Origin of the sequence: Nitratireductor sp. CH_MIT9313-5, from assembly GCF_037029545.1 — a bacterium.
Classification (GTDB): Bacteria; Pseudomonadota; Alphaproteobacteria; order Rhizobiales; family Rhizobiaceae; genus Chelativorans.
Window position 1 is genome coordinate 564823 of record NZ_JAYMER010000010.1, and the last position, 20029, is coordinate 584851.

Annotated in this window: 19 protein-coding genes; 16 read left to right on the forward strand and 3 right to left on the reverse strand. The window is 60.0% G+C overall.

What is annotated here, in order from left to right:
* The first annotated feature begins 7 nt into the window (after positions 1 to 7).
* The 4 genes from WA367_RS04005 (at position 8) to WA367_RS04020 (ending at position 1840) form a co-directional block, all read left to right on the forward strand.
* Positions 8 to 778, forward strand: coding sequence for a GNAT family N-acetyltransferase (locus WA367_RS04005; protein WP_442935526.1), 771 nt, complete (start codon positions 8 to 10; stop codon positions 776 to 778).
* Between the two features lies 1 nt (position 779).
* Positions 780 to 1205 (forward strand): (deoxy)nucleoside triphosphate pyrophosphohydrolase, encoded by a 426-nt coding sequence (locus WA367_RS04010; protein ID WP_336055479.1) that lies wholly within the window; start codon positions 780 to 782, stop codon positions 1203 to 1205.
* Between the two features lie 92 nt (positions 1206 to 1297).
* Positions 1298 to 1600, forward strand: a complete 303-nt coding sequence (locus WA367_RS04015) for a hypothetical protein (RefSeq protein ID WP_336055480.1) — start codon at positions 1298 to 1300, stop codon at positions 1598 to 1600.
* 42 nt (positions 1601 to 1642) lie between these two features.
* Positions 1643 to 1840, forward strand: a complete 198-nt coding sequence (locus tag WA367_RS04020; protein WP_336055481.1) for a Flp family type IVb pilin — start codon at positions 1643 to 1645, stop codon at positions 1838 to 1840.
* 8 nt (positions 1841 to 1848) lie between these two features.
* Here WA367_RS04020 and WA367_RS04025 read toward each other — a convergent pair whose 3' ends face one another.
* Positions 1849 to 2706 (reverse strand): methyltransferase domain-containing protein, encoded by an 858-nt coding sequence (locus tag WA367_RS04025; RefSeq protein ID WP_336055482.1) that lies wholly within the window; start codon positions 2704 to 2706, stop codon positions 1849 to 1851.
* Between the two features lie 87 nt (positions 2707 to 2793).
* Here WA367_RS04025 and WA367_RS04030 point away from each other — a divergent pair, with 87 nt between their 5' ends.
* Genes WA367_RS04030 through WA367_RS04045 form a run of 4 tightly spaced genes read left to right on the forward strand, consistent with a single transcriptional unit; the run spans position 2794 to position 5119 of the window.
* Positions 2794 to 3555: a ComF family protein gene (locus WA367_RS04030; RefSeq protein ID WP_336055483.1), complete on the forward strand. Its 762-nt coding sequence runs from the start codon at positions 2794 to 2796 to the stop codon at positions 3553 to 3555.
* A gap of 24 nt (positions 3556 to 3579) precedes the next feature.
* Positions 3580 to 3846, forward strand: a complete 267-nt coding sequence (gene grxC, locus WA367_RS04035) for a glutaredoxin 3 (RefSeq protein WP_336055484.1) — start codon at positions 3580 to 3582, stop codon at positions 3844 to 3846.
* Positions 3846 to 4697 carry a carbon-nitrogen hydrolase family protein gene (locus WA367_RS04040; RefSeq protein WP_336055485.1) on the forward strand — a complete coding sequence of 284 codons (852 nt, stop codon included), beginning with the start codon at positions 3846 to 3848 and terminating at the stop codon, positions 4695 to 4697. Before grxC ends, WA367_RS04040 begins: the two co-directional genes overlap by 1 nt.
* Positions 4694 to 5119 carry a DUF1178 family protein gene (locus WA367_RS04045; RefSeq protein ID WP_336055486.1) on the forward strand — a complete coding sequence of 142 codons (426 nt, stop codon included), beginning with the start codon at positions 4694 to 4696 and terminating at the stop codon, positions 5117 to 5119. The genes WA367_RS04040 and WA367_RS04045 overlap by 4 nt, the downstream gene beginning before the upstream one ends.
* A gap of 33 nt (positions 5120 to 5152) precedes the next feature.
* On the opposite strand, the gene ubiG is transcribed toward WA367_RS04045, so the two are convergent.
* Positions 5153 to 5905, reverse strand: coding sequence for a bifunctional 2-polyprenyl-6-hydroxyphenol methylase/3-demethylubiquinol 3-O-methyltransferase UbiG (gene ubiG / locus WA367_RS04050; RefSeq protein WP_336055530.1), 753 nt, complete (start codon positions 5903 to 5905; stop codon positions 5153 to 5155).
* Between the two features lie 226 nt (positions 5906 to 6131).
* On the opposite strand from ubiG, the gene WA367_RS04055 reads away from it, so the two are divergent.
* The 8 genes from WA367_RS04055 (at position 6132) to WA367_RS04090 (ending at position 17533) form a co-directional block, all read left to right on the forward strand.
* On the forward strand, positions 6132 to 7385 hold the full coding sequence (locus WA367_RS04055) for an aspartate kinase (protein ID WP_336055487.1): 1254 nt from the start codon (positions 6132 to 6134) through the stop codon (positions 7383 to 7385).
* Between the two features lie 77 nt (positions 7386 to 7462).
* On the forward strand, positions 7463 to 9733 hold the full coding sequence (gene ptsP / locus WA367_RS04060; RefSeq protein ID WP_336055488.1) for a phosphoenolpyruvate--protein phosphotransferase: 2271 nt from the start codon (positions 7463 to 7465) through the stop codon (positions 9731 to 9733).
* A 12-nt stretch (positions 9734 to 9745) separates the two neighbouring features.
* Entirely contained in the window at positions 9746 to 10819 is a 1074-nt protein-coding gene (gene prfA / locus WA367_RS04065; protein WP_336055489.1) for a peptide chain release factor 1, read from the forward strand.
* Complete coding sequence (gene prmC / locus WA367_RS04070) at positions 10812 to 11687, forward strand: peptide chain release factor N(5)-glutamine methyltransferase (protein ID WP_336055490.1); 876 nt, start codon at positions 10812 to 10814, stop codon at positions 11685 to 11687. The genes prfA and prmC overlap by 8 nt, the downstream gene beginning before the upstream one ends.
* 328 nt (positions 11688 to 12015) lie before the next feature.
* Positions 12016 to 12738 (forward strand): DUF4167 domain-containing protein, encoded by a 723-nt coding sequence (locus WA367_RS04075; RefSeq protein ID WP_336055491.1) that lies wholly within the window; start codon positions 12016 to 12018, stop codon positions 12736 to 12738.
* 203 nt (positions 12739 to 12941) lie between these two features.
* Complete coding sequence (clpB, locus tag WA367_RS04080; protein ID WP_336055492.1) at positions 12942 to 15551, forward strand: ATP-dependent chaperone ClpB; 2610 nt, start codon at positions 12942 to 12944, stop codon at positions 15549 to 15551.
* Positions 15552 to 15608: 57 nt separating this feature from the next.
* On the forward strand, positions 15609 to 15971 hold the full coding sequence (locus WA367_RS04085; protein ID WP_336055493.1) for an MmcQ/YjbR family DNA-binding protein: 363 nt from the start codon (positions 15609 to 15611) through the stop codon (positions 15969 to 15971).
* Positions 15972 to 16102: 131 nt separating this feature from the next.
* On the forward strand, positions 16103 to 17533 hold the full coding sequence (locus tag WA367_RS04090; protein ID WP_336055494.1) for a L,D-transpeptidase: 1431 nt from the start codon (positions 16103 to 16105) through the stop codon (positions 17531 to 17533).
* Positions 17534 to 17617: 84 nt separating this feature from the next.
* Here the strand turns inward: WA367_RS04090 and WA367_RS04095 are convergent, their stop codons facing one another.
* Entirely contained in the window at positions 17618 to 19555 is a 1938-nt protein-coding gene (locus tag WA367_RS04095; RefSeq protein WP_442935527.1) for a M23 family metallopeptidase, read from the reverse strand.
* Positions 19556 to 20029 lie beyond the last annotated feature (474 nt).

A 20029-nucleotide genomic window follows, 5' to 3' on the forward strand; every position in this document is an offset into this window, starting at 1 on the left:
CGCACTCGTGTCACGGCATGCTCCTGAGACACTGGCGATGATCCGCCGCTTCGAAGCGGCGGGTTTCCGTGCCTGGCCTGCGAACAAGGTCCGGTTTGACGGAACCTGGGCTATCCGCATGACGGCCAGCCATCCCGCGAGACGCCTCAATTCCGTCAATCCGCTCGACCCGGGCGATGCCAAGCATGTTTCGGACAGGGTGGAGCGGGCGCGGCGGCTGTTCGAGGCCTATGGGCGAACACCGACCTTTCGCGTCTCGCCACTCGCAGCCAGTGCCATTACGGATTATCTGGACGAGCATGGCTGGCAAAAAGGTGGCCACTCCGTGGTGATGCAGATGCCGCTCACCGACGATATTGTCGCTGATGCGATGAGCCAGATACCGCTCAAGGATCTCCATCGGTTCGTTTCCGCTGCACTGAAGGTCCATGACTACGGGCAGGAGCTGAGGCCGGGCTTCACGGATGTGGTTAGCGCCATAAAGGCAGAGGCCGGGTTCTTCGTGTTGGAGGAGGGGCCACGGTCCCTGGCAACCGCGATCTGCGTGCAGGACGGAGCGCTTGCGGGGCTGTTCGAAGTTGCAACGGCATCTGGCGAGCGTGGCAAGGGTTATGGGCAGCGCACGATCCTCTCCGCGCTGAAATGGGCACGGCTGCGCGGGGCATCCGTTGCATGGCTGCAGGTGGAGCTGGACAATCTGCCCGCGTTGAAGCTTTACGAGCGGCTCGGTTTTACCGAAGCCTATCGCTATCACTATCGCCAGCCACCGGAGAACTGAGATGGCCGAGACGACGCCGAAGCCGGAAAAGCCCATGGTGCTGGTGGTGGCCTGTGCGCTTGTGGATGCGGATGGGCGGGTACTCATCACCCAGCGTCCGGAAGGCAAATCGCTCGCCGGGCTGTGGGAATTTCCCGGCGGCAAGGTTGATCCCGGTGAAGTGCCCGAGGAGGCACTTATCCGCGAGCTTAAGGAAGAGCTTGGTATCGAGACGAAGACTTCCTGCCTCGCGCCGCTGACATTTGCCAGCTTTTCCTATGACAGCTTCCACCTTCTCATGCCGCTTTATGTGTGCCGTCGCTTCTGGGGCATACCGGAGGGGCGCGAGGGGCAGGCGCTGAAATGGGTGCGCCCGAACAAGCTGCGCGATTACCCCATGCCGCCAGCCGACGAGCCATTGATTCCCTTCCTCACCGATCTTCTTTGAAGTCAGCGTTAATCGTTCCTTTAACCGCTCGTGCGAATTTGAACGAACAAGGGACGTTCTGGCGAGGGGCCGGCTGAAGCCGGTGGTGGTTCATGAGCATTTATGCCGAGTGGTCGCGCAACGAGGATGACAGCTGGAAGCGCACGGCGCGAAGCGGCGCGCTGCGGGCAGCACTTCTATTCGGGTCGGCGGGTATAGCTCTGGCTCTGATCCTTACACCGATTGTAGAGCGCAAGAGCCGTTCATACGCACTTGCCGGGGTCGATCTTATGTCGACAGGCACAGTGGCAAAGCAGAGGCCCGGCACTTATACGATCCGGCGCAGTGTTCTGCAGACGCATCCCAGCGAGCTTTGCATCATCCGGGCCGACGGCTCGCGTTCCGGAATTTGCTGAGGTCGGGCCGTTAAGTTTTCTTAACGGTGCTCGACTAGACTGATGCGCGTATCTGCTATCGAGGTTGTCATGTTCAAGCGTTTCCTCAGGCACGAATCCGGCTCCACCGCGATCGAATATGCATTGATCGCGGGGCTTCTGGTTCTGGCCATTGTCGCCAGCGCAACCGAGCTTGGGCGTGTGGTCGGCGACAGTTACACAGACACCGCAACGAAAATGAGCGAAGCCAATAATCGCTAGGCTTGCGCCTATTTTTCTTCAAGTACTGATTTCAGCGAGACCTTGGCACTACCGGGTGCCAGGGGCTTTTGCTGGGATTCATGTGGCGCCCAGCCCGACAGCCAGATGATGTTGAAACTGGCGCGGATTCGCCCGTCGGCATCGGAGAATTTTTCTGCATAGATTTCCGCGGCGCGCATGAAAAGGCTGCGGCTTGCCGGTGTGCGGCTGCGTTCCTCTAGAGCGCTGGTCGCACCCATGCTGCGAAGATCGCGGATGAGTGCGAACATGTCATCATAGCGCACAACGAGATTCTCGACATCCGTCACGGGTAGCGTGAATCCCGCGCGCTGGAGCAGTGCACCAGCATCACGCACATCGGTGAAGGGATAGACGCGCGGTGCTGCGCCGCCGGTCAGTTCCGTTTCCGCCTCAAGAAGCGCGCTTCGCAGTTCCTGAAGCGTACCGGCGCCGGCGAATGCGCCCAGGAAGAGGCCGTCGGGGCGCAGGGCATGCCTAATCTGAAAAAGAAGACCGGGCAGGTCGTTTACCTCGTGAAACGCCAGAAGCGATACCGCGAGATCCAAACTCTCGGTTTCAAGCGGCAACACCTCGTTTTCGGCGATCAGCGCACCTTCGTCTGCCCCTGAGGAGGCCTCTACGCGCAGAACCTTGTCCGCCTTGCCGCTGCTTTCGATGGTATCTGCAGCATCACTTGTTATCGAGAAGATGCTGGCGGCGGCAGGGAAGCGGCGTTCTACCGTGTCCAGCCGCTCGGCCAGATCTTCCGCCACGCGCTTCATGAGAAAATGCGCGGACGGGTCGCCTTGCTGCAATGCGCGCAGCTTGCGCTGAATGCCGAGCTTCCTGTCGAAGAGTGTCTGCATTAGTGTGCTCCTTCGGGTGGCGCGGACATCGCACAAATAGGGGGACGGTGCAAAGGTGGGCGCAAGAATCTCATATGGGTGGAACGGGTGACGCGCGCCAGAGCAGCACTGGATGTCGTGGGCCGGTTGTTCTTCCCCCCGGTCTGCCTTGGCTGCCGGAACCTGGTTGCTGCACCGGGAACGCTCTGTGCCACTTGCTGGAAGAGCCTGCGTTTCTTCGAACGGCCCTGGTGTCCGGTCTATGGGACGCCTTTCGAACATGAGATGCATGACGAGCATCTGTCAGCCGAAGCCATTGCCAATCCTCCGCCGTTTGACAGTGCCCGGTCCGCCGTTTCCTACACCAGTATTGCTCAACATCTTGTGCGCGGACTGAAATTCGGGGATCGAACAGATCTGGCGCCCTGGATGGCCCGTTGGATGCACCGGGTTGGTGAAGACCAGTTCGTTAATGACCCGCTCGTCGTCCCAATTCCGTTACATCGCAGCCGCTTCATGAAGCGGCGGTTCAACCAGTCCGCCGAACTTGGTCGGGCACTGGCAAAGAGGGCAGGACTGGAGTTCGCGCCGCAGATGCTCATCCGCAAGCGCATGACGCGGCAACAGGTGGGGCTAAAGGCGGCACAGCGTTTGAAGAATGTTCAAGGTGCTTTCCTTGTGCCGGATGAGGCCAAGGCTTTTCTCGCGCGCCGCTCGGTGGTTCTGGTGGACGATGTTTACACCACCGGAGCAACCGTATTTGCTGCGGCCAAGGCTCTCAGGCGCGGTGGAGCGGGTGGGGTGCACGTCCTGACTTTTGCACGCGTTCTGCCGGAAGACTTTGCCTCCGAAGACCACGAACTTATATAAGGCGCAACAATGAAGGAGCGCCAAATGGCTGATGTGACGATCTACACGCGGATGGGCTGCGGATATTGCGCCCGCGCAAAGCGCCTGCTGGAAAGCAAGGGCGTGGAATATACCGAGCATGATGCAAGCTTCTCGCCGGAGCTTCGGCAGGAAATGATCCAGCGTTCCAATGGCGGCAACACTTTCCCGCAGATTTTCATCGGTGAAACGCATGTGGGTGGCTGTGATGAGCTGTTTGCGTTGGAGCAGGCGAACAAGCTTGATCCGGTACTGAAAGGCAGCGCGGACTAATGAGCAAGGTGAGGGTTGCCGCACTCCAGATGCGCTCGGGCAAGAGCGTGGAAGCCAATGTAGAAAGCTTCGAGGCGCTGGTGCGCGAAGCGGCTGGCGCAGGTGCCGTCTACGTTCAAAGCCCGGAGATGACAGGGGTCCTTGTCCGCGATCGGGACGAGTTACTGGAGCGTATTACCGTTCAGGATGACTGCCCGGTGGTGAGCAAAGCGGCTGCGCTTGCGCGTGAACTGGGTATCGCGGTGCATGTCGGTTCCACCGCCATTCTTCTGGATGACGGGAAGGTTGCCAATCGCGGCTTCCTGTTTGGCAGGGATGGAGGGCTCGTTGCGACCTATGACAAGATCCACATGTTTGATGTCGATCTAGACAATGGCGAGAGCTGGCGCGAGTCGGCAACCTATCGTCCGGGTGACGTGAGTATTGTTGCCGATTTGAGCTACGCGCGTATTGGCATGGCGGTTTGCTACGACCTGCGCTTCCCCGACCTGTTCCGCGCGCAAGCCCTTAGTGGGGCTGAAGTTCTGACTGTGCCTGCCGCATTCACACGGCAGACCGGCGAGGCCCACTGGCAGGTTCTGACGCGCGCGCGGGCTATCGAGAACGGTGCATTCCTCATCGCTGCAACACAGGGCGGACGCCACGAGGACGGACGCGAAACCTACGGACATTCGATCATCGTCGATCCATGGGGCCGCGTGCTGGCCGAAGCCGATGGCGACGAGCCGGGTGTCGTCATGGCAGAGATCGAGCCTTCGCTTGTCGCCTCCACACGAAAAAAAGTACCCAATCTGAAGAATGCCCGTGATTTCGAGCTGCGCGAGGTCCGCGTGCGGGAGGCGGTGGAATGATCCGCTTCAGTCTGGCTTGTGACGGCGGGCATTCCTTCGAGGCCTGGTTCCGCAATGGCGAGGATTTCGACCGCCAGAAGGAGAGCGGGCTGGTTTCATGTCCGTCCTGCGGCTCGAGCGAGGTCAACAAGGCGCTGATGGCACCTTCGGTCTCTACCGGCCGCAAAAAGGAAAAGATCGCGCTGGCAATCGGCGAGCAGCAGAAGCAGGCGTTGGAGCAACTCAAGGAGCTGTCGAAAAAGGTCCGCGACAACGCTGAATATGTAGGCGAGAAATTCGCGGAAGAAGCGCGCAAGATTCATTTCGGCGAGACCGAGAAGCGCGGCATCTATGGCGAAGCCAATCTTGAAGAAGTAAAGGAACTGGCCGAAGACGGCGTGGAGATCATGCCACTTCCGGTCTTCCCCGACGATCAGAACTGAGTGAAACGAGGGGCGCAAGGTGCCCCTCACGCTTCAGACCTCGGCGGGCTTTTCCGCGAGCAGCATGTAGTTCACATCCATGTCCTTCGAGCGCTGCCAACGGTCCGAGAGCGGATTGTAGCTGACGCCGGTCCGTTCCTTGATCGTCAGGCCAGTGCGTGCCAATGCGCTTTCGAGCTCTTCCGGCCGAACCAGCTTGTTGAACTGATGCGTGCCGCGCGGGAGCCAGCGAAGGACATATTCCGCACCCACGATGGCCAGCCCCAGCGCTTTCAAGGTGCGGTTGATGGTGGCCACAAACATGATGCCGCCGGGCTTCAGCATCTGTGAGCACTTGTCGATGAACAGGTCGACATCCGCGACATGCTCGACGACCTCCATATTGAGGATTACATCGAATTTCTCGCCCTGTTCGGCAAGTACCTCGGCCATGGTGGCGCGGTAATCGATGTCGAGGCCGCTTTCCGCAGCATGCAAGCGGGCCACCTCGACATTCGTTTCAGAGGCATCTGCGCCAACCACCTCTGCACCCAGCCGTGCCATTGGCTCGCACAGAAGTCCGCCGCCGCAACCAATATCGAGGATGCGCAGGCCTTCGAAAGGCTTGGTGCCGCGCGGGTCACGGCCGAAATGGGCTGCCACCTGATCGCGGATGAATGCCAGGCGAACGGGGTTAAACTTGTGCAGCGGCTTGAACTTGCCGTTCGGGTTCCACCATTCCTGCGCCATAGCCGAAAAGCGCTCGACTTCGGCTGCGTCCACGGTCGACTGTGTTGCTTCGGCCATCGGTCCTGAAATCTCCATTTGGCATCCTGCATCAAGTCGGTCCGGCTGAGGTGAAAGTCAAGCATGGCGGACCAGCTAATGCGAGCGTACCGCTGGCGCGCGGAAGCTTGCTTGCAGATATTATGCCTTTTCGATAATGAAACCGCGGCTGAAGCGGTTGCACCACTTCTGCCTTCAAGCCTCAGGGCTACGTGGGTTTCCTGGACAAGAAGGTACAGCATCTCTCATGGCGCGCATCGTGATGAAGTTCGGCGGTACATCCGTCGCCGATATAGACCGCATCCGTAATGTGGCGCGTCACGTCAAACGCGAGGTAGATGCAGGCCATGAGGTGGCGGTTGTCGTTTCGGCGATGGCGGGAAAGACCAACGAGCTTGTCGGCTGGGCGCGTGAAGTCGCGCCGCTGCATGATGCGCGTGAGTATGATGCCATTGTTGCTTCCGGCGAGCAGGTGAGTGCTGGCCTGCTAGCGCTCGCGCTGCAGAGCATCGGCATCAATGCACGCTCCTGGCAGGGTTGGCAGATCCCGATCAAGACGGACAGCGCCCATGGTGCGGCGCGTATCACGGATATTGACGGTTCTGACCTTGTCCGCCGCTTCGGTGAAGGTCAGGTCGCGGTGGTCACCGGTTTCCAAGGCATTGCGCCCGACAATCGCATCGCTACCCTTGGGCGCGGCGGGTCGGATACCAGTGCGGTTGCGGTGGCAGCCGCGTTGAAAGCGGACCGCTGCGACATCTATACGGATGTGGACGGCGTCTACACGACTGACCCGCGCATCGAGCCGAAGGCGCGGCGGTTGTCCAAGATCTCATTCGAGGAAATGCTCGAGATGGCGTCGCTCGGCGCCAAGGTGCTTCAGGTGCGTTCGGTGGAACTTGCCATGGTGCACAAGGTGCGCACTTTCGTGCGCTCTTCATTTGAGGATCCGGATGCACCGGGCATGGGCGATTTCGACAATCCGCCCGGAACGCTCATTTGCGACGAGGAAGAAATCGTGGAACAGCAAGTTGTCACCGGCATCGCCTATGCCAAGGATGAAGCACAGATCTCGCTGCGGCGTGTTTATGATCGCCCGGGCGTGTCCGCAGGTATTTTCGGTCCCCTGGCCGATCAGAACATCAATGTCGACATGATCGTGCAGAACATCTCCGAAGATGGCTCGCGCACTGACATGACCTTCACCGTGCCTTCCGGCGACCTCGACAAGGCGCTCGTCGTGCTCGACAAGGCGCGCGAGTTAATCGGCTTTGATGCCGTGCAGTCGGAAGCCGGCCTGGTGAAGGTTTCGGTCATCGGCATCGGCATGCGCAGCCATGCCGGCGTCGCGGCGACTGCTTTCAAGGCACTTGCCGAAAAAGGCATCAACATCAGGGCAATCACCACGTCCGAAATTAAGATATCCATACTAATCGACGGTGCTTACGCCGAATTGGCCGTTCGGACTTTGCATTCCGTCTACGGTCTCGATAAGCAATAATAGGAACAATTCGGATAAGAACACCGCTTTCGGCTGCAGCGACTGCTGCACCCGGACGGCCGTGGAGTTGAGGGCCGATGCGAGAAATGGCCGGCGGACCGCGCGTACTCCTCAAGCGCCTCCGCGAAATGATGGCAGAGGCACTCGAGCCGCAGGAGCGGCTCGACCGGATCGTGCGCGAAATTGCGCAGAACATGGTCGCCGAAGTCTGCTCGCTCTACATCCTTCGCTCCGACTCTGTCCTTGAGCTTTACGCGACCGAAGGTCTGAACCCTTCGGCTGTTCACCTGGCGCAGCTTCGCCTGGGGCAGGGACTTGTGGGAACGATCGCGGCCAGTGCGCGCGCGCTCAATCTTTCGGATGCGCAGAAGCATCCAGCCTTCGCCTATCTCCCGGAGACGGGTGAAGAGATCTACCACTCCTTCCTTGGTGTGCCGGTGCTGCGGGCAGGGCGTACGCTTGGAGTTCTGGTCGTCCAGAACCGCACCAAACGGCATTATCGTGAGGATGAGGAAGAGGCGCTGGAAACGGTCGCCATGGTCATCGCGGAGATGATCGCGACCGGGGATCTGGCGCGCTTGAACCGCGCTGGCATCGAGCTTGATCTGCGCCGTGCGGTCACGCTTTCGGGCCTTGCCTTCAACGATGGCGTGGGGCTTGGACATGTTGTTCTTCACGAACCGCGCATCGTGGTCACCAATCTCTTCAATGAAGACAGCGAGGAGGAGCTGGAGCGGCTGGAAGTTGCGCTCAGCTCGCTTCGACTTTCCATTGATGACATGTTGTCCCGCCGCGAAGTCGCCTTTGAGGGCGAGCATCGCGCGGTGCTGGAAGCCTATCGCATGTTCGCCAATGATCGTGGCTGGGTGCGGCGGCTGGAAGAGGCGGTGCGCAACGGCCTTACGGCCGAGGCTGCGGTCGAGAAGGTGCAGTCGGACATGCGCGCGCGCATGATGCATATGACCGACCCCTATTTGCGCGAGCGCATGAGTGATCTTGACGATCTGGCGAACAGGCTTCTTCGCCAGCTTCTGGGGCGCGGTCCAGATGCGCTTGCCGAAGCACTCCCCAAGGATGCAATCCTCGTCGCGCGCAATATGGGTGCGGCGGAGCTGCTGGATTATCCGCGTCAGAAGCTGCGCGGGCTTGTGCTCGAAGACGGTGCGCCGACCAGCCATATCGTCATTGTCGCCCGCGCCATCGGCCTGCCGACGGTGGGTGAGGTCAAGGGTGCCGTCTCCATGGCCGAGAATGGCGACGCGGCCATTGTGGATGGCGAAGACGGGCAGGTGCATCTGCGCCCGCAATCGGACATCGAGGCAGCCTATACGGAGAAGGTGCGTTTCCGTGCGCGGCGCCAGAAGATCTACCGCGAACTGCGTGACAAGCCTTCGCGCACGAAGGATGGCCAGGATGTTGCGCTTTTCATGAATGCCGGGCTGGCGGTTGATTTGCCGCAGCTGGCGCAGTCCGGTGCCGAAGGGATTGGTCTGTTCCGCACGGAACTGCAATTCATGGTGGCCTCCACATTTCCGCGTGCAGAGGCACAGGAGCGGCTTTATCGCGAAGTGCTGGAAGCAGCTGACGGTAAGCCCGTCACATTCCGCACCATCGACATCGGCGGCGACAAGGTGCTGCCTTACTTCAAGGGGCCGCAGCAGGAGGAAAACCCGGCACTCGGCTGGCGGGCCATACGCCTGACGCTGGATCGCCCTGGGCTCTTGCGCACACAGATCCGCGCCTTGCTCAAGGCCGCTGGTGGCCGCGAATTGCGCCTCATGCTGCCGATGGTGACGGAGGTCGCCGAAATACAGCAGGCGCGTGCTATCATTGACCGAGAAGTTCGGCATCTTTCGCGCTTTGCGCATCTGTTGCCCACCGAGCTCAAGATCGGCGCCATGATCGAGGTGCCCGCACTTCTGTGGCAACTTGACGAACTCATGGAGGCGGTAGATTTCGTCTCGGTCGGCTCGAACGATCTCTTCCAGTTCGTCACGGCAACGGATCGCGGAAACACCCGCATCGCCGACCGCTTCGACCCGCTCAGCGTGCCATTCCTGCGCATATTGCGCCAGATCGTACGAGCGGGGGATGCGGCCGGTACGCCGGTGACCTTGTGCGGCGAACTTGCGGGACGACCGGTTTCGGCAATGGCATTGCTCGGCATTGGCTTCCGCGCCATTTCCATGGCTCCCGCATCGATCGGCCCGGTCAAGGCGATGCTCACAGAATTGCCGCTGGACAAGCTTGAAGCAGTCATGGATGAGGCACTTGCCAATCATTCGGCAAAGACCAATATCCGCCAGACGCTTCGGCAGTTCGCTGCCACGCACGAAATTCCTCTTTGAGTGATTGTAGTAATGCCCGAACTGCCCCGCGACCGCATGGACCAGGTTCTCAAGCGTTTCGAGATGCTCGAATCGCAGATGGCGGCCGGGCCGGCTGCCGATGAATATGTGAAACTGGCATCCGAATATTCGGAGCTGCAGGAAGTGGCCGACGCCATCCGCGCATTGCGCAAGGCAGAAGGTGAGATGGAAGATCTGCAGGCGATGCTGGCGGACAAATCCACCGATGCGGAAATGCGGGCGCTCGCGGAAGCTGATCTTGAAGAGGTCGAGGAGCGTCTGGAGAAGCTGCAGGCCGATCTTCAGGTGTTGCTTCTGCCCAAGGATGCGGCGGACGACAAGAATGTCATTCTTGAAATTCGTGCCGGCACCGGCGGTGACGAAGCTGCACTTTTCGCCGGTGACCTTTTCCGCATGTATGAGCGCTACGCTTCCGAACAGGGCTGGAAGGTCGAAGTGGTCTCCGCCAGCGAAGGCGAGGCTGGAGGCTTCAAGGAGATTATTGCCACCGTGGCAGGGCGCGGCGTGTTCTCGCGGATGAAGTTCGAATCCGGGGTGCACCGGGTGCAGCGCGTGCCGGCCACGGAAGCGCAGGGGCGTATCCACACTTCGGCTGCAACGGTCGCGGTTCTGCCGGAAGCAGAGGATATCGACATCGATATCCGGCCGGAGGACATCCGCATCGACACGATGCGCGCATCCGGTGCTGGCGGCCAGCACGTCAACACCACCGATTCTGCCGTGCGCATCACGCATATCCCGACGGGTATCGTGGTGGTTCAGGCGGAGAAATCACAGCATCAAAACCGCGCACGTGCCATGCAGATTCTGCGCGCCCGCCTGTTTGATGCGGAGCGCAGCAAGGCGGCTGACGAGCGGTCTGAAGCTCGGCGTCTTCAGGTTGGAACCGGCGACCGTTCGGAGCGGATCAGGACCTATAATTTCCCGCAGGGACGCGTAACGGATCACCGTATCAATCTGACGCTTTACAAGCTTGATCGCGTTATGGAAGGCGATCTGGATGAGGTGATCGACGGACTGATTGCAGATCATCAGTCGAAGCTTCTTGCCGAAATTGATGCCTGAGCACGACCTGCCGGACCGGCTGGGACCCTTGCTGGTTGCTGTACGCAAGAGATTGGAAGCGGCGGGCGTTGATGATCCCGCGCTCGAAGCGCGCATACTGGTCGAGCATTTCACAGACACCACGCGACTGGATGCACTGACGAACCCCGACCAGGCAGTTGATGACAGCCAGCGCGTGGCTGTCGTCTCCGCCCTTGCCGCCAGGATTGAGGGCAAGCCGGTATATCGGATCATCGGTCAGCGTGAATTCTACGGCCTGCCTTTCACGCTGTCCCCCGATACGCTGGAGCCCAGGCCGGATACAGAGGCGCTTGTCGAGCTTGCGCTGCCGGTTGTGCGTCAAGCTTCTGCGCAGAAGGGGCAGTGCCGTATTCTTGACCTCGGCACCGGAACGGGCGCGGTTGCCCTTGCACTCATCGCCAACGTTCCACAGGCAGAGGCCGTCGCAACGGACATTTCGCCGGGAGCACTTGAAACGGCGTCCAGGAATGCCGACATGCATGGTAACGGCAACCGTTTCTCCACATGCCTGTCTGACTGGTTCGACAGGGTGGAAGGTCGGTTTGATCTGATCGTCTCCAATCCGCCATATATCCCCACTACGGATGTTAAAGGGCTGGATGTGGAAGTGCGCGACCACGACCCGCTAAGGGCGCTTGATGGTGGTGCAGACGGGCTTGATCCGTACAGGATCATTGCCGCGAAAGCCGCAGATTTTCTGAGCGAGAATGGTCACATTGCCGTAGAAATCGGCCATACACAGAAAGCGGATGTTGAGAACATTTTTACCAATGAGGGCTATGCGTTGGAACGCATGGCGCGCGATCTGGGCAAGCGCGACAGGGCGATGCTTTTCCGTCCACTGTAATGTCAGGGACGGCGGTGAAAAAAGACTTGGCAAGTCATTGTTATGCCGCTAGGTTCCGCCTGCCGGATGAGACGAAGCAGGCAGTGCCGTAATCGATTCGGTTCCCGCGGAAATGCTGCCAGGATGCGTCTTCGACGCTTTGCTTCGTGCGGGGCTTGTCAGGCAAGTGACATGAAAGCGGATGGAATGGCCCTCGCGCTGCTTGGCAGCCGCGCCTTCCGCCACCAGGGGAAGCTTAGGACAGACCGCGCTGTAGCGCTCTTTCCGCTGATCATCACACAATTATTCACAAGACGATTTCATAGTTGTCTCAAACAAAGAGAATGGAATGAGGCCACAACAGCAGAACAGGCGCATGCGCGGACGCGGCGGCGGTAACAACAACCGCAAGGGTCCAAATCCGCTGACACGCAGCTATGAGAGCAATGGCCCGGACGTGAAAATTCGCGGCACGGCGCAGCAGGTTGCCGACAAATATGCAGCACTCGCGCGGGATGCGCAGAGCTCTGGCGACCGTGTCATGGCTGAGAACTATCTGCAGCACGCCGAGCATTACAACCGCATCATTGCGGCAGCACAGGCCCAGCTCCAGCCTCAGCAGAACCAGCGCGACCAGCGTGAAGATGTCGACGACGACAACCACGAAGCGCGTTCGAGCGATGACGCCGAGCCGCAACAGGAAAAGCGTCAGCGCCGTGAGCAGACCGTCGATCATGGTTCGGCTCCTCAGCCGGTTATTGATGGCACGCCCGCTGAAGTTGCCCTTAAGAACCAGCCTTCCGAAAGTTCGAAGTCGGGCGAGGATACAGGTGAGGGCGAAGGCAAGCCTGCCAAGCCGGCACGCCGCACTCGACGCAAGCCTGCAGAAGCCAGTGATGCTGGCGAAACAACTGAGGCTTCCGATAGCGAGGCCGCGGTCGAGGCTTCAGAGGACAAGCCGAAGCGTACACGCCGTCCGCGCACCAAGAAGGCGGATAGCTCTACGGATTCCGACGAAGGCGCAGCAGGACCTGCCGAGGCAGCCGAGCCTGTGGCAGCCATACAGGGCTGATACGCCCGGTAATCGCAAGACGTTGAAACGGCGGGAATTTCCCGCCGTTTTGTATTTTCGGAAGCGCTTTGCCTCAGCGGCATCTTGTCGGTTGAAGACTGCCCTCCCATATCTCGGTTATCATCGGGTCTGCCTTCGGGAGGCCCGTCACATTGGTCCTGTCGATGCTGCCCAGCGGGTCGATGAGGAAATGGAGACTTGGGATGAATATCGAGAAGTATACGGAGCGTGTGCGGGGCTTCATCCAATCCGCGCAGACCTATGCCCTGTCGCAGGGGCATCAGCAATTTACTCCTGAACACATGCTCAAGGTGCTCATCGATGATGATGAGGGCCTTGCCGCTTCGCTTGTCGAACGCGCCGGCGGACGCGTGCGCGACGTGAAGCTTGGTGTCGAGGCAGCCTTGAAGGCAATGCCGAAGGTGGAAGGTGGCAACAGTCAGCTTTATCTGGCGCAGCCGCTTGCCAAGGTTTTCGCCACGGCGGAAGAGGCAGCAAAAAAGGCGGGTGACAGCTTTGTCACCGTTGAGCGTTTGCTGACCGCCATGGCTATCGAGAAATCGGCCAAGACGGCAGACATTCTGGCGAAAGCCGGTGTCACGCCCAAGGCCCTCAATGAGGCGATCAACGATCTGCGCAAGGGACGCACGGCAGATTCCGCCAGCGCCGAGCAAGGCTATGACGCGCTGAAGAAATTCGCTCGTGACCTGACGGCTGACGCGCGTTCGGGCAAGCTTGATCCGGTCATCGGCCGTGATGACGAGATCCGCCGCACGATCCAGGTTCTCTCGCGCCGCACCAAGAACAATCCGGTCCTGATCGGCGAGCCCGGCGTTGGCAAGACCGCCATCGCGGAAGGTCTCGCACTTCGCATCGTCAATGGCGACGTGCCGGAGTCTTTGAAGGACAAGCAGCTCATGGCGCTTGATCTGGGCGCGATGATTGCCGGTGCGAAATATCGCGGCGAGTTCGAGGAGCGGCTGAAGGCCGTACTTTCGGAAGTCACTGCGGCCAATGGCAATATCATCCTGTTCATCGACGAGATGCACACGCTGGTTGGTGCGGGCAAAGCCGACGGCGCGATGGACGCGTCCAACCTGCTCAAGCCTGCCCTGGCGCGGGGTGAATTGCACTGTGTGGGTGCAACCACGCTTGATGAATATCGCAAGCATGTCGAGAAGGATGCCGCACTCGCCCGCCGCTTCCAGCCGGTTTTCGTTGAGGAGCCGACGGTTGAGGACACGGTTTCCATCCTGCGCGGTCTGAAAGAAAAATATGAGCAGCATCACAAGGTGCGGGTCGCCGATTCCGCGCTGGTTGCTGCTGCCACGCTATCCAACCGCTACATCACCGACCGTTTTCTGCCCGACAAGGCCATCGACCTTGTGGACGAGGCGGCATCACGCTTGCGCATGCAGGTGGATTCCAAGCCGGAAGAGCTCGACGAGATCGACCGCCGCGTCATGCAGTTGAAAATCGAGCGTGAAGCGCTTCGGGTCGAGACCGACGAAGCTTCCAAGGACCGGCTGGAAAAGCTTGAGAAAGAGCTCGCTGGCCTTGAAGAGGAGTCCGCGCGTCTGACCAGCGTCTGGGCGGCGGAGAAGGACAAGCTTGGGCTGGCGGCCGAACTGAAGCGTCAGCTTGATGAGGCACGCAACGAACTGGCCATTGCCCAGCGCAAGGGAGAGTTCCAGCGTGCCGGCGAACTTGCCTATGGCCGGATCCCCGAGCTTGAGCGCAAGCTGACCGAAGCCGAGGCACAGGACGGAAAGGGCTCGATGGTCGAAGAGACGGTTTCTCCCGATCACGTCGCGCATATCGTCTCGCGCTGGACCGGCATTCCGGTCGACAAGATGCTGGAGGGCGAACGCGAGAAGCTACTGCGCATGGAAGACGAACTTGCGCGCCGCGTCGTGGGACAGGGTGAGGCCGTGCAGGCGGTCTCCAAGGCTGTTCGCCGTGCGCGGGCTGGCCTTCAGGACCCCAACCGGCCGATCGGTTCCTTCATGTTCCTCGGGCCGACGGGTGTGGGCAAGACGGAGCTGACAAAGGCGCTTGCCAACTTCCTTTTCGATGACGAGCAGGCACTGGCCCGCATCGACATGTCGGAGTTCATGGAGAAGCACTCCGTGGCGCGGCTCATCGGTGCGCCTCCCGGCTATGTGGGCTATGAGGAAGGTGGGGTGCTGACCGAGACCGTGCGGCGCAGGCCCTATCAGGTGATCCTGTTCGACGAGATCGAAAAGGCGCATCCTGATGTCTTCAACGTGCTGCTCCAGGTGCTTGATGATGGCCGCCTTACCGACGGGCAGGGGCGTACGGTGGATTTCCGTAACACGCTCATCATCATGACCTCCAATCTTGGCGCGGAGCATCTCGTCAATCTCGGCGAGCACGAGGATGTCGACAAGGTACGCGACGAGGTCATGGGCGTGGTGCGTTCATCCTTCCGTCCCGAATTCCTCAACCGCGTGGATGAGGTGATCCTGTTCCACCGCCTGCGTCGCCGCGACATGGGCGAAATCGTGCGCATTCAGCTCCAGCGTCTCGAGGCGCTGCTTGCCGATCGCAAGATCATGCTTGCGCTTGATGACGAAGCCATCGAGTGGCTTGCCTCAAAAGGTTATGACCCTGCCTATGGTGCACGTCCTCTCAAGCGCGTGATGCAGAAGGAGCTGCAGGACCCGCTTGCCGAGAAGATCCTGCTCGGTGACATCTTCGACGGTTCGACCGTCAAGGTGACGGCCGGTTCGGACCGCTTGAATTTCCGAGCGAACCGTTCCGGCGCGGAGGGCGAAAGCGAGGCAGCCTGATCTGTTCAGGCCAAGGGCGCGGCGAAAGCCGCGCCTTTTCTTTTTTATGGAGCGGTTATGGAAAAGCAGGTTTTCAATCACTTCTGCGCCGAATTTTCAGGCGCAACGCATGTTGTGCAGTGGGGCGGTGCGGAGGTCTGGAAGGTTGGGGGCAAGGTCTTTGCCATTGGCAGCAGCCACGATGGCTCCTTTCTGGCTGTGACCTTCAAATGCACGCCCGCCGCATATGACATACTACAGGAGCAGCCGGGATTGCGGCCCGCTCCCTATCTTGCTTCTCGCGGCATGAAATGGATCCAGCGCACTGACGCCGAGAGCATGGACGACGCCGCGCTGCAGGATTATATTCGTGAAAGCTATCGTCAGGTCGTGGCGAAACTGTCCCTCAAGACGAGGCGGGAACTTGGAATTGAGGTTTGAGTTTTAGCTGCCGAGCCTTGAACCAAGCCATTTTCATGCCCGGTTCATCTCTTATTTACTAAGCTGACGCCTCATCGCTTTCTGCCGTGTGGCAGGACAAGTTCGGCATTTCATCTCGGAGATGACATATCTTGAAAGCGGCTTTCATTCCCGTTCTCTCTAGCCTCCTCATCGCACCTGAAGCGGTCGCAAGCCCGCTTTCCAATCTCGGCTCGTCGGGACAAGTGCCCGCGAAGGGGGCGTTGCAGCTTGTCCAAGGTTACCACTTTGACGTCTTCATCGACCAGTATGGTCGTGAAGTCGTACTTGATCCTCAGACCGGCCGGGTGGTGGAAATTCGCCCGCCGGCGGTCGCGCGACCGCGTCTGGATGAACGCCGCCTGCAGCGCGAATGGGAATTGGGTCGCCGCGAACTTTATGATGATCGGGACATCGAGATTATCGAAAGGCTGCGCCGTGAACGGCTGCGCGAGCAGCGGCGTTTCCAGGAAGAGCCGCTTTACGGGGACGATGATTATTACCGTCGCAACCGCCGCGAACAGGAGCAGGAACGTGCCATTGGCGAGGTGCCGCCGGTAGAACGTCGACCGCTGGACGGACCCTCGGAAAGTGATCGCGAACTCGCCTCCGTGCCGGATCCGAGTGACATCGACCAAGCCATCGAACAGTCCACAATGGATGAGCCCACCAAGCCGGGCGAGATGCCGCGCATCCCCGGGGTCAGCGAAGATGTTATCCGGTATCAGGTTCTGCTTGACCGTGCCGGTGCTTCGCCGGGTGTGATCGACGGGCGAATGGGTGACAATGTCAACAAGGCCATCGACGCGTACAAGGAGATCACCGGCCAGACGTTGCGCACCTACGACAAGGATTGGGTGCAGGCCGAGCTTGAACGCACCGGCGGACCAGCCTTCACCGAATACACGATCACTGCAGAGGATGCGGCGGGTCCCTATGTGGCGTCGGTTCCTGAAGATTACGGGGAGAAGGCCAAGATGGAGAAGTTGGCCTTCACCAGCGTCGAGGAAGCCTTGGCCGAGCGGTTCCACATGGACGAGAAGCTGCTCAAGGCTCTTAACCCAAAGGCCAATTTCAATCGTCCGGGCACGGTCATTCGCGTTGTGAATACTGGTGAGCCGGTGACCCGCGATGTTGCCCGTATCGTGGCTGACAAGAGCAAGCGCCAGGTCCGGGCCTATGACAGTTCCGGCAAGCTTGTATCTGCCTATCCCGCAACCATCGGATCGGATGCCACGCCGTCGCCCTCCGGCACGCATGAGGTGAAGCGCATCGCGTTCGATCCGAACTATACCTACAATCCGAAGATCAATTTCAAGCAAGGCGACAATGACAAGGTCCTGACAATTCCGCCCGGTCCCAATGGACCGGTTGGCACGATCTGGATTGCGCTATCCAAACCTACATATGGCATTCATGGCACGCCCGAACCCTCGAAGATCGGGAAAACATCGTCCCATGGCTGCGTGCGTCTTACCAATTGGGACGCATATGAGCTGGCGAAGCGGGTGAAGCCCGGCGTGACAGTGGAGTTCATCGAATAGAACTTTCGCCAGTCGCACGTGAAATACAAAAAGGCGGGCTTTGCGGCCCGCCTTTGTTGTGTTGTCGCCGAAGCGATAACCGGATCAGCTTGCCTTTGCGGCAACGGTTGATGGGGCCGCCAGGGAATCCTTCAGCAACTCGTCGATGCGCGCTCTCTCGCGCTGGAATGCCTCCAGTTCCTCACCCTTGAGGCTCTTGCTGTCGGGCAGGCGCACGCGTGTCGGGTCGACCTTCCGGCCGTTCACGATCATCTCATAGTGCAGGTGGTTGCCGGTGGACTGGCCGGTTGAGCCTACATAGCCGATGACCTGACCCTGACGCACCGTCGCGCCCACGCCCACACCTTTGGCAATGGCACTCTGGTGATTGTAGGAAGTGCGATAGCCATTGGCGTGGCGCACGATTGTCTGTCGACCATAGCCGCCGGCCCAGCCGGCCTTTTCCACCACGCCGTCGCCAGGCGCGATGATCGGCGTGCCGCGCGGGGCAGCCCAGTCTACGCCGGTATGCATGCGCGCGTAGCCAAGAATTGGGTGACGCCGCATACCGAAACCCGAAGTGAAGCGTCCGTTCGGAACGGGATTGCGAAGCAGGAACGGACGCGCGCTGCGGCCCTCGGGGTCGAAATAATCGACCGTGCCGTCTTCGGACTGGAAGCGGTAATAGGTGCGGTTCTTTCCACCCAATGTCGCGGAGACATAGAGCAGTTCGGACGCCTCCGTCGCATTGCCCTCATCGTCGGGCTGGGAGAAGAAAACCTCCAAGCGGTCGGATGGCGAAAGGCGCGCCTGATAGTCAACGTCAGCCGCCAGAAGCTTGATCAGGCGCTGGGTCATCGGCTTGGTCAAGCCATAGGAGTAGGCTGCCCGGTAGATGCCGTCATAGGTGCGTGGAAGATCCGAGCGTGGCAGGCTGGGTGGAGGGCGGTTCTCAAGTGCGGCCAGCAGTTCTTCACCCAGCTCCGGTGCTTCGGCCGGCACGAATTGCTGGCGGTCATCCACCGCAATGGTGGCGATGTGCTGCTTGCCGTCATAGACGCTGGCCCGCACGACGCGGCTGGTTTCGCCCCGGGCTTCCACGCCCAGGCGGATCATGGTGCCGGCTTTGAGCGCTTCGGTGTTCAGGAGCTTACCGATCGCTCCAGCCATGGCCGCGCTGTCTTCCCCGTCGTAGCCTGCATTGGAAAGAGCATCGACAATGGATTGGCTTGCGGAGAAGAAGATGACATCTTCCGCAAAGCCGATCGAGGGGCCTTCCGGCGCACTGCGCGGTGCTACCGAAACATTTTCCTGCACGATTTTCACGCCGTAATTGGCAAGGCTGCGCGTGGCGAATGTGTCGCCGAAGCGCTGAGGATCCACATAATGCAGTGCTGCGACCTGGATGTCGCCGTCGGTGAGGATGGCGCCGGTATTGCGAACCACCTGCTCCACTTCATCCACGGACAGATCGCTATTCTCGTCGAACGCATCCGTATCGAGCGGGAAGGGTGAGGTGCGCAGGCTTACCTCGCTTTCCACCTTTGCCCCATAGATAAGCCCGGTCTGCGCCGCGACGGTCGCTCCGTCTTCCGAGAAGACGGTAAGAGGATCGAAAGGGGGGTAGTCCTTGTTCGTGGAATAGCTGGCGGCGAGCGGCATGCGCACATGCACGAAAGGAAGGGTGCGGATCACTTCGCGATCACCATCCTTCAGCATGGTGGAAACTTCCATCACCCGGCGGTCGGTGGGCTTTGCCAGAGCAAGCGAGGGGATAAGGCGCGTGGTCTTGGCGGCTTCGCCGGAACGCCGCAGCACATCATCAAGGGCGGCAAGCTCGGGCGGTGTCGCCAACTGCTCGCGCCCATCCAGGGCAGCGGAAAGAGCAACGCCCATGAGAACGGTAGACGTCACGCCTGTAAGAAAGGTGCCTAGGAGCCAGCGCGCGGAGATTTCCCGGCGATCGGGTGGACCTCCTCGACCATCCGAAACCAGCGGCGGTTCATTTCCTATGGTGGTGTGTCTGATGTCCCGGTCTGCCAAGGTGATCTTTCACTCTTATTTCACGAGCCGGAGCCGGCAGTGCAGTTGTTCCTTGTCCAGTCATGGCGTGACGTCGGCATCAAGTCAAACCTCCGGATGCCGCGATCTGGGGACCAAGAGAGCACGCTTTGTGTGCTCCCTTATATAACAAGTACACATACGCGGCCATTTTCAGCACTTTAGAGAGGGGCTCTGCGCGGTACATACAGACTCCCGACCAGACGATGCGGGCTTGCTAAAGAGGGATTTCGGCTCCATTATGACCTTACCCAAGGAAAGAAATCTGCGCTTGTACGTAGTATCCCGGGTGGTTGCCGATCCCCGTCGCAAAAAGTTCAAAAAAGTGGATTTTTGTCGTTGACAGTTTTGGGGGTCGCGGCCTATATACGCCTCACCAACGAGGCGGGCGGCGCCAGCAGCGAGTGCTGCGGTTCGCCACTGAGTTGGTTTCAAATTCAGAGCGGCGCGTGAGCG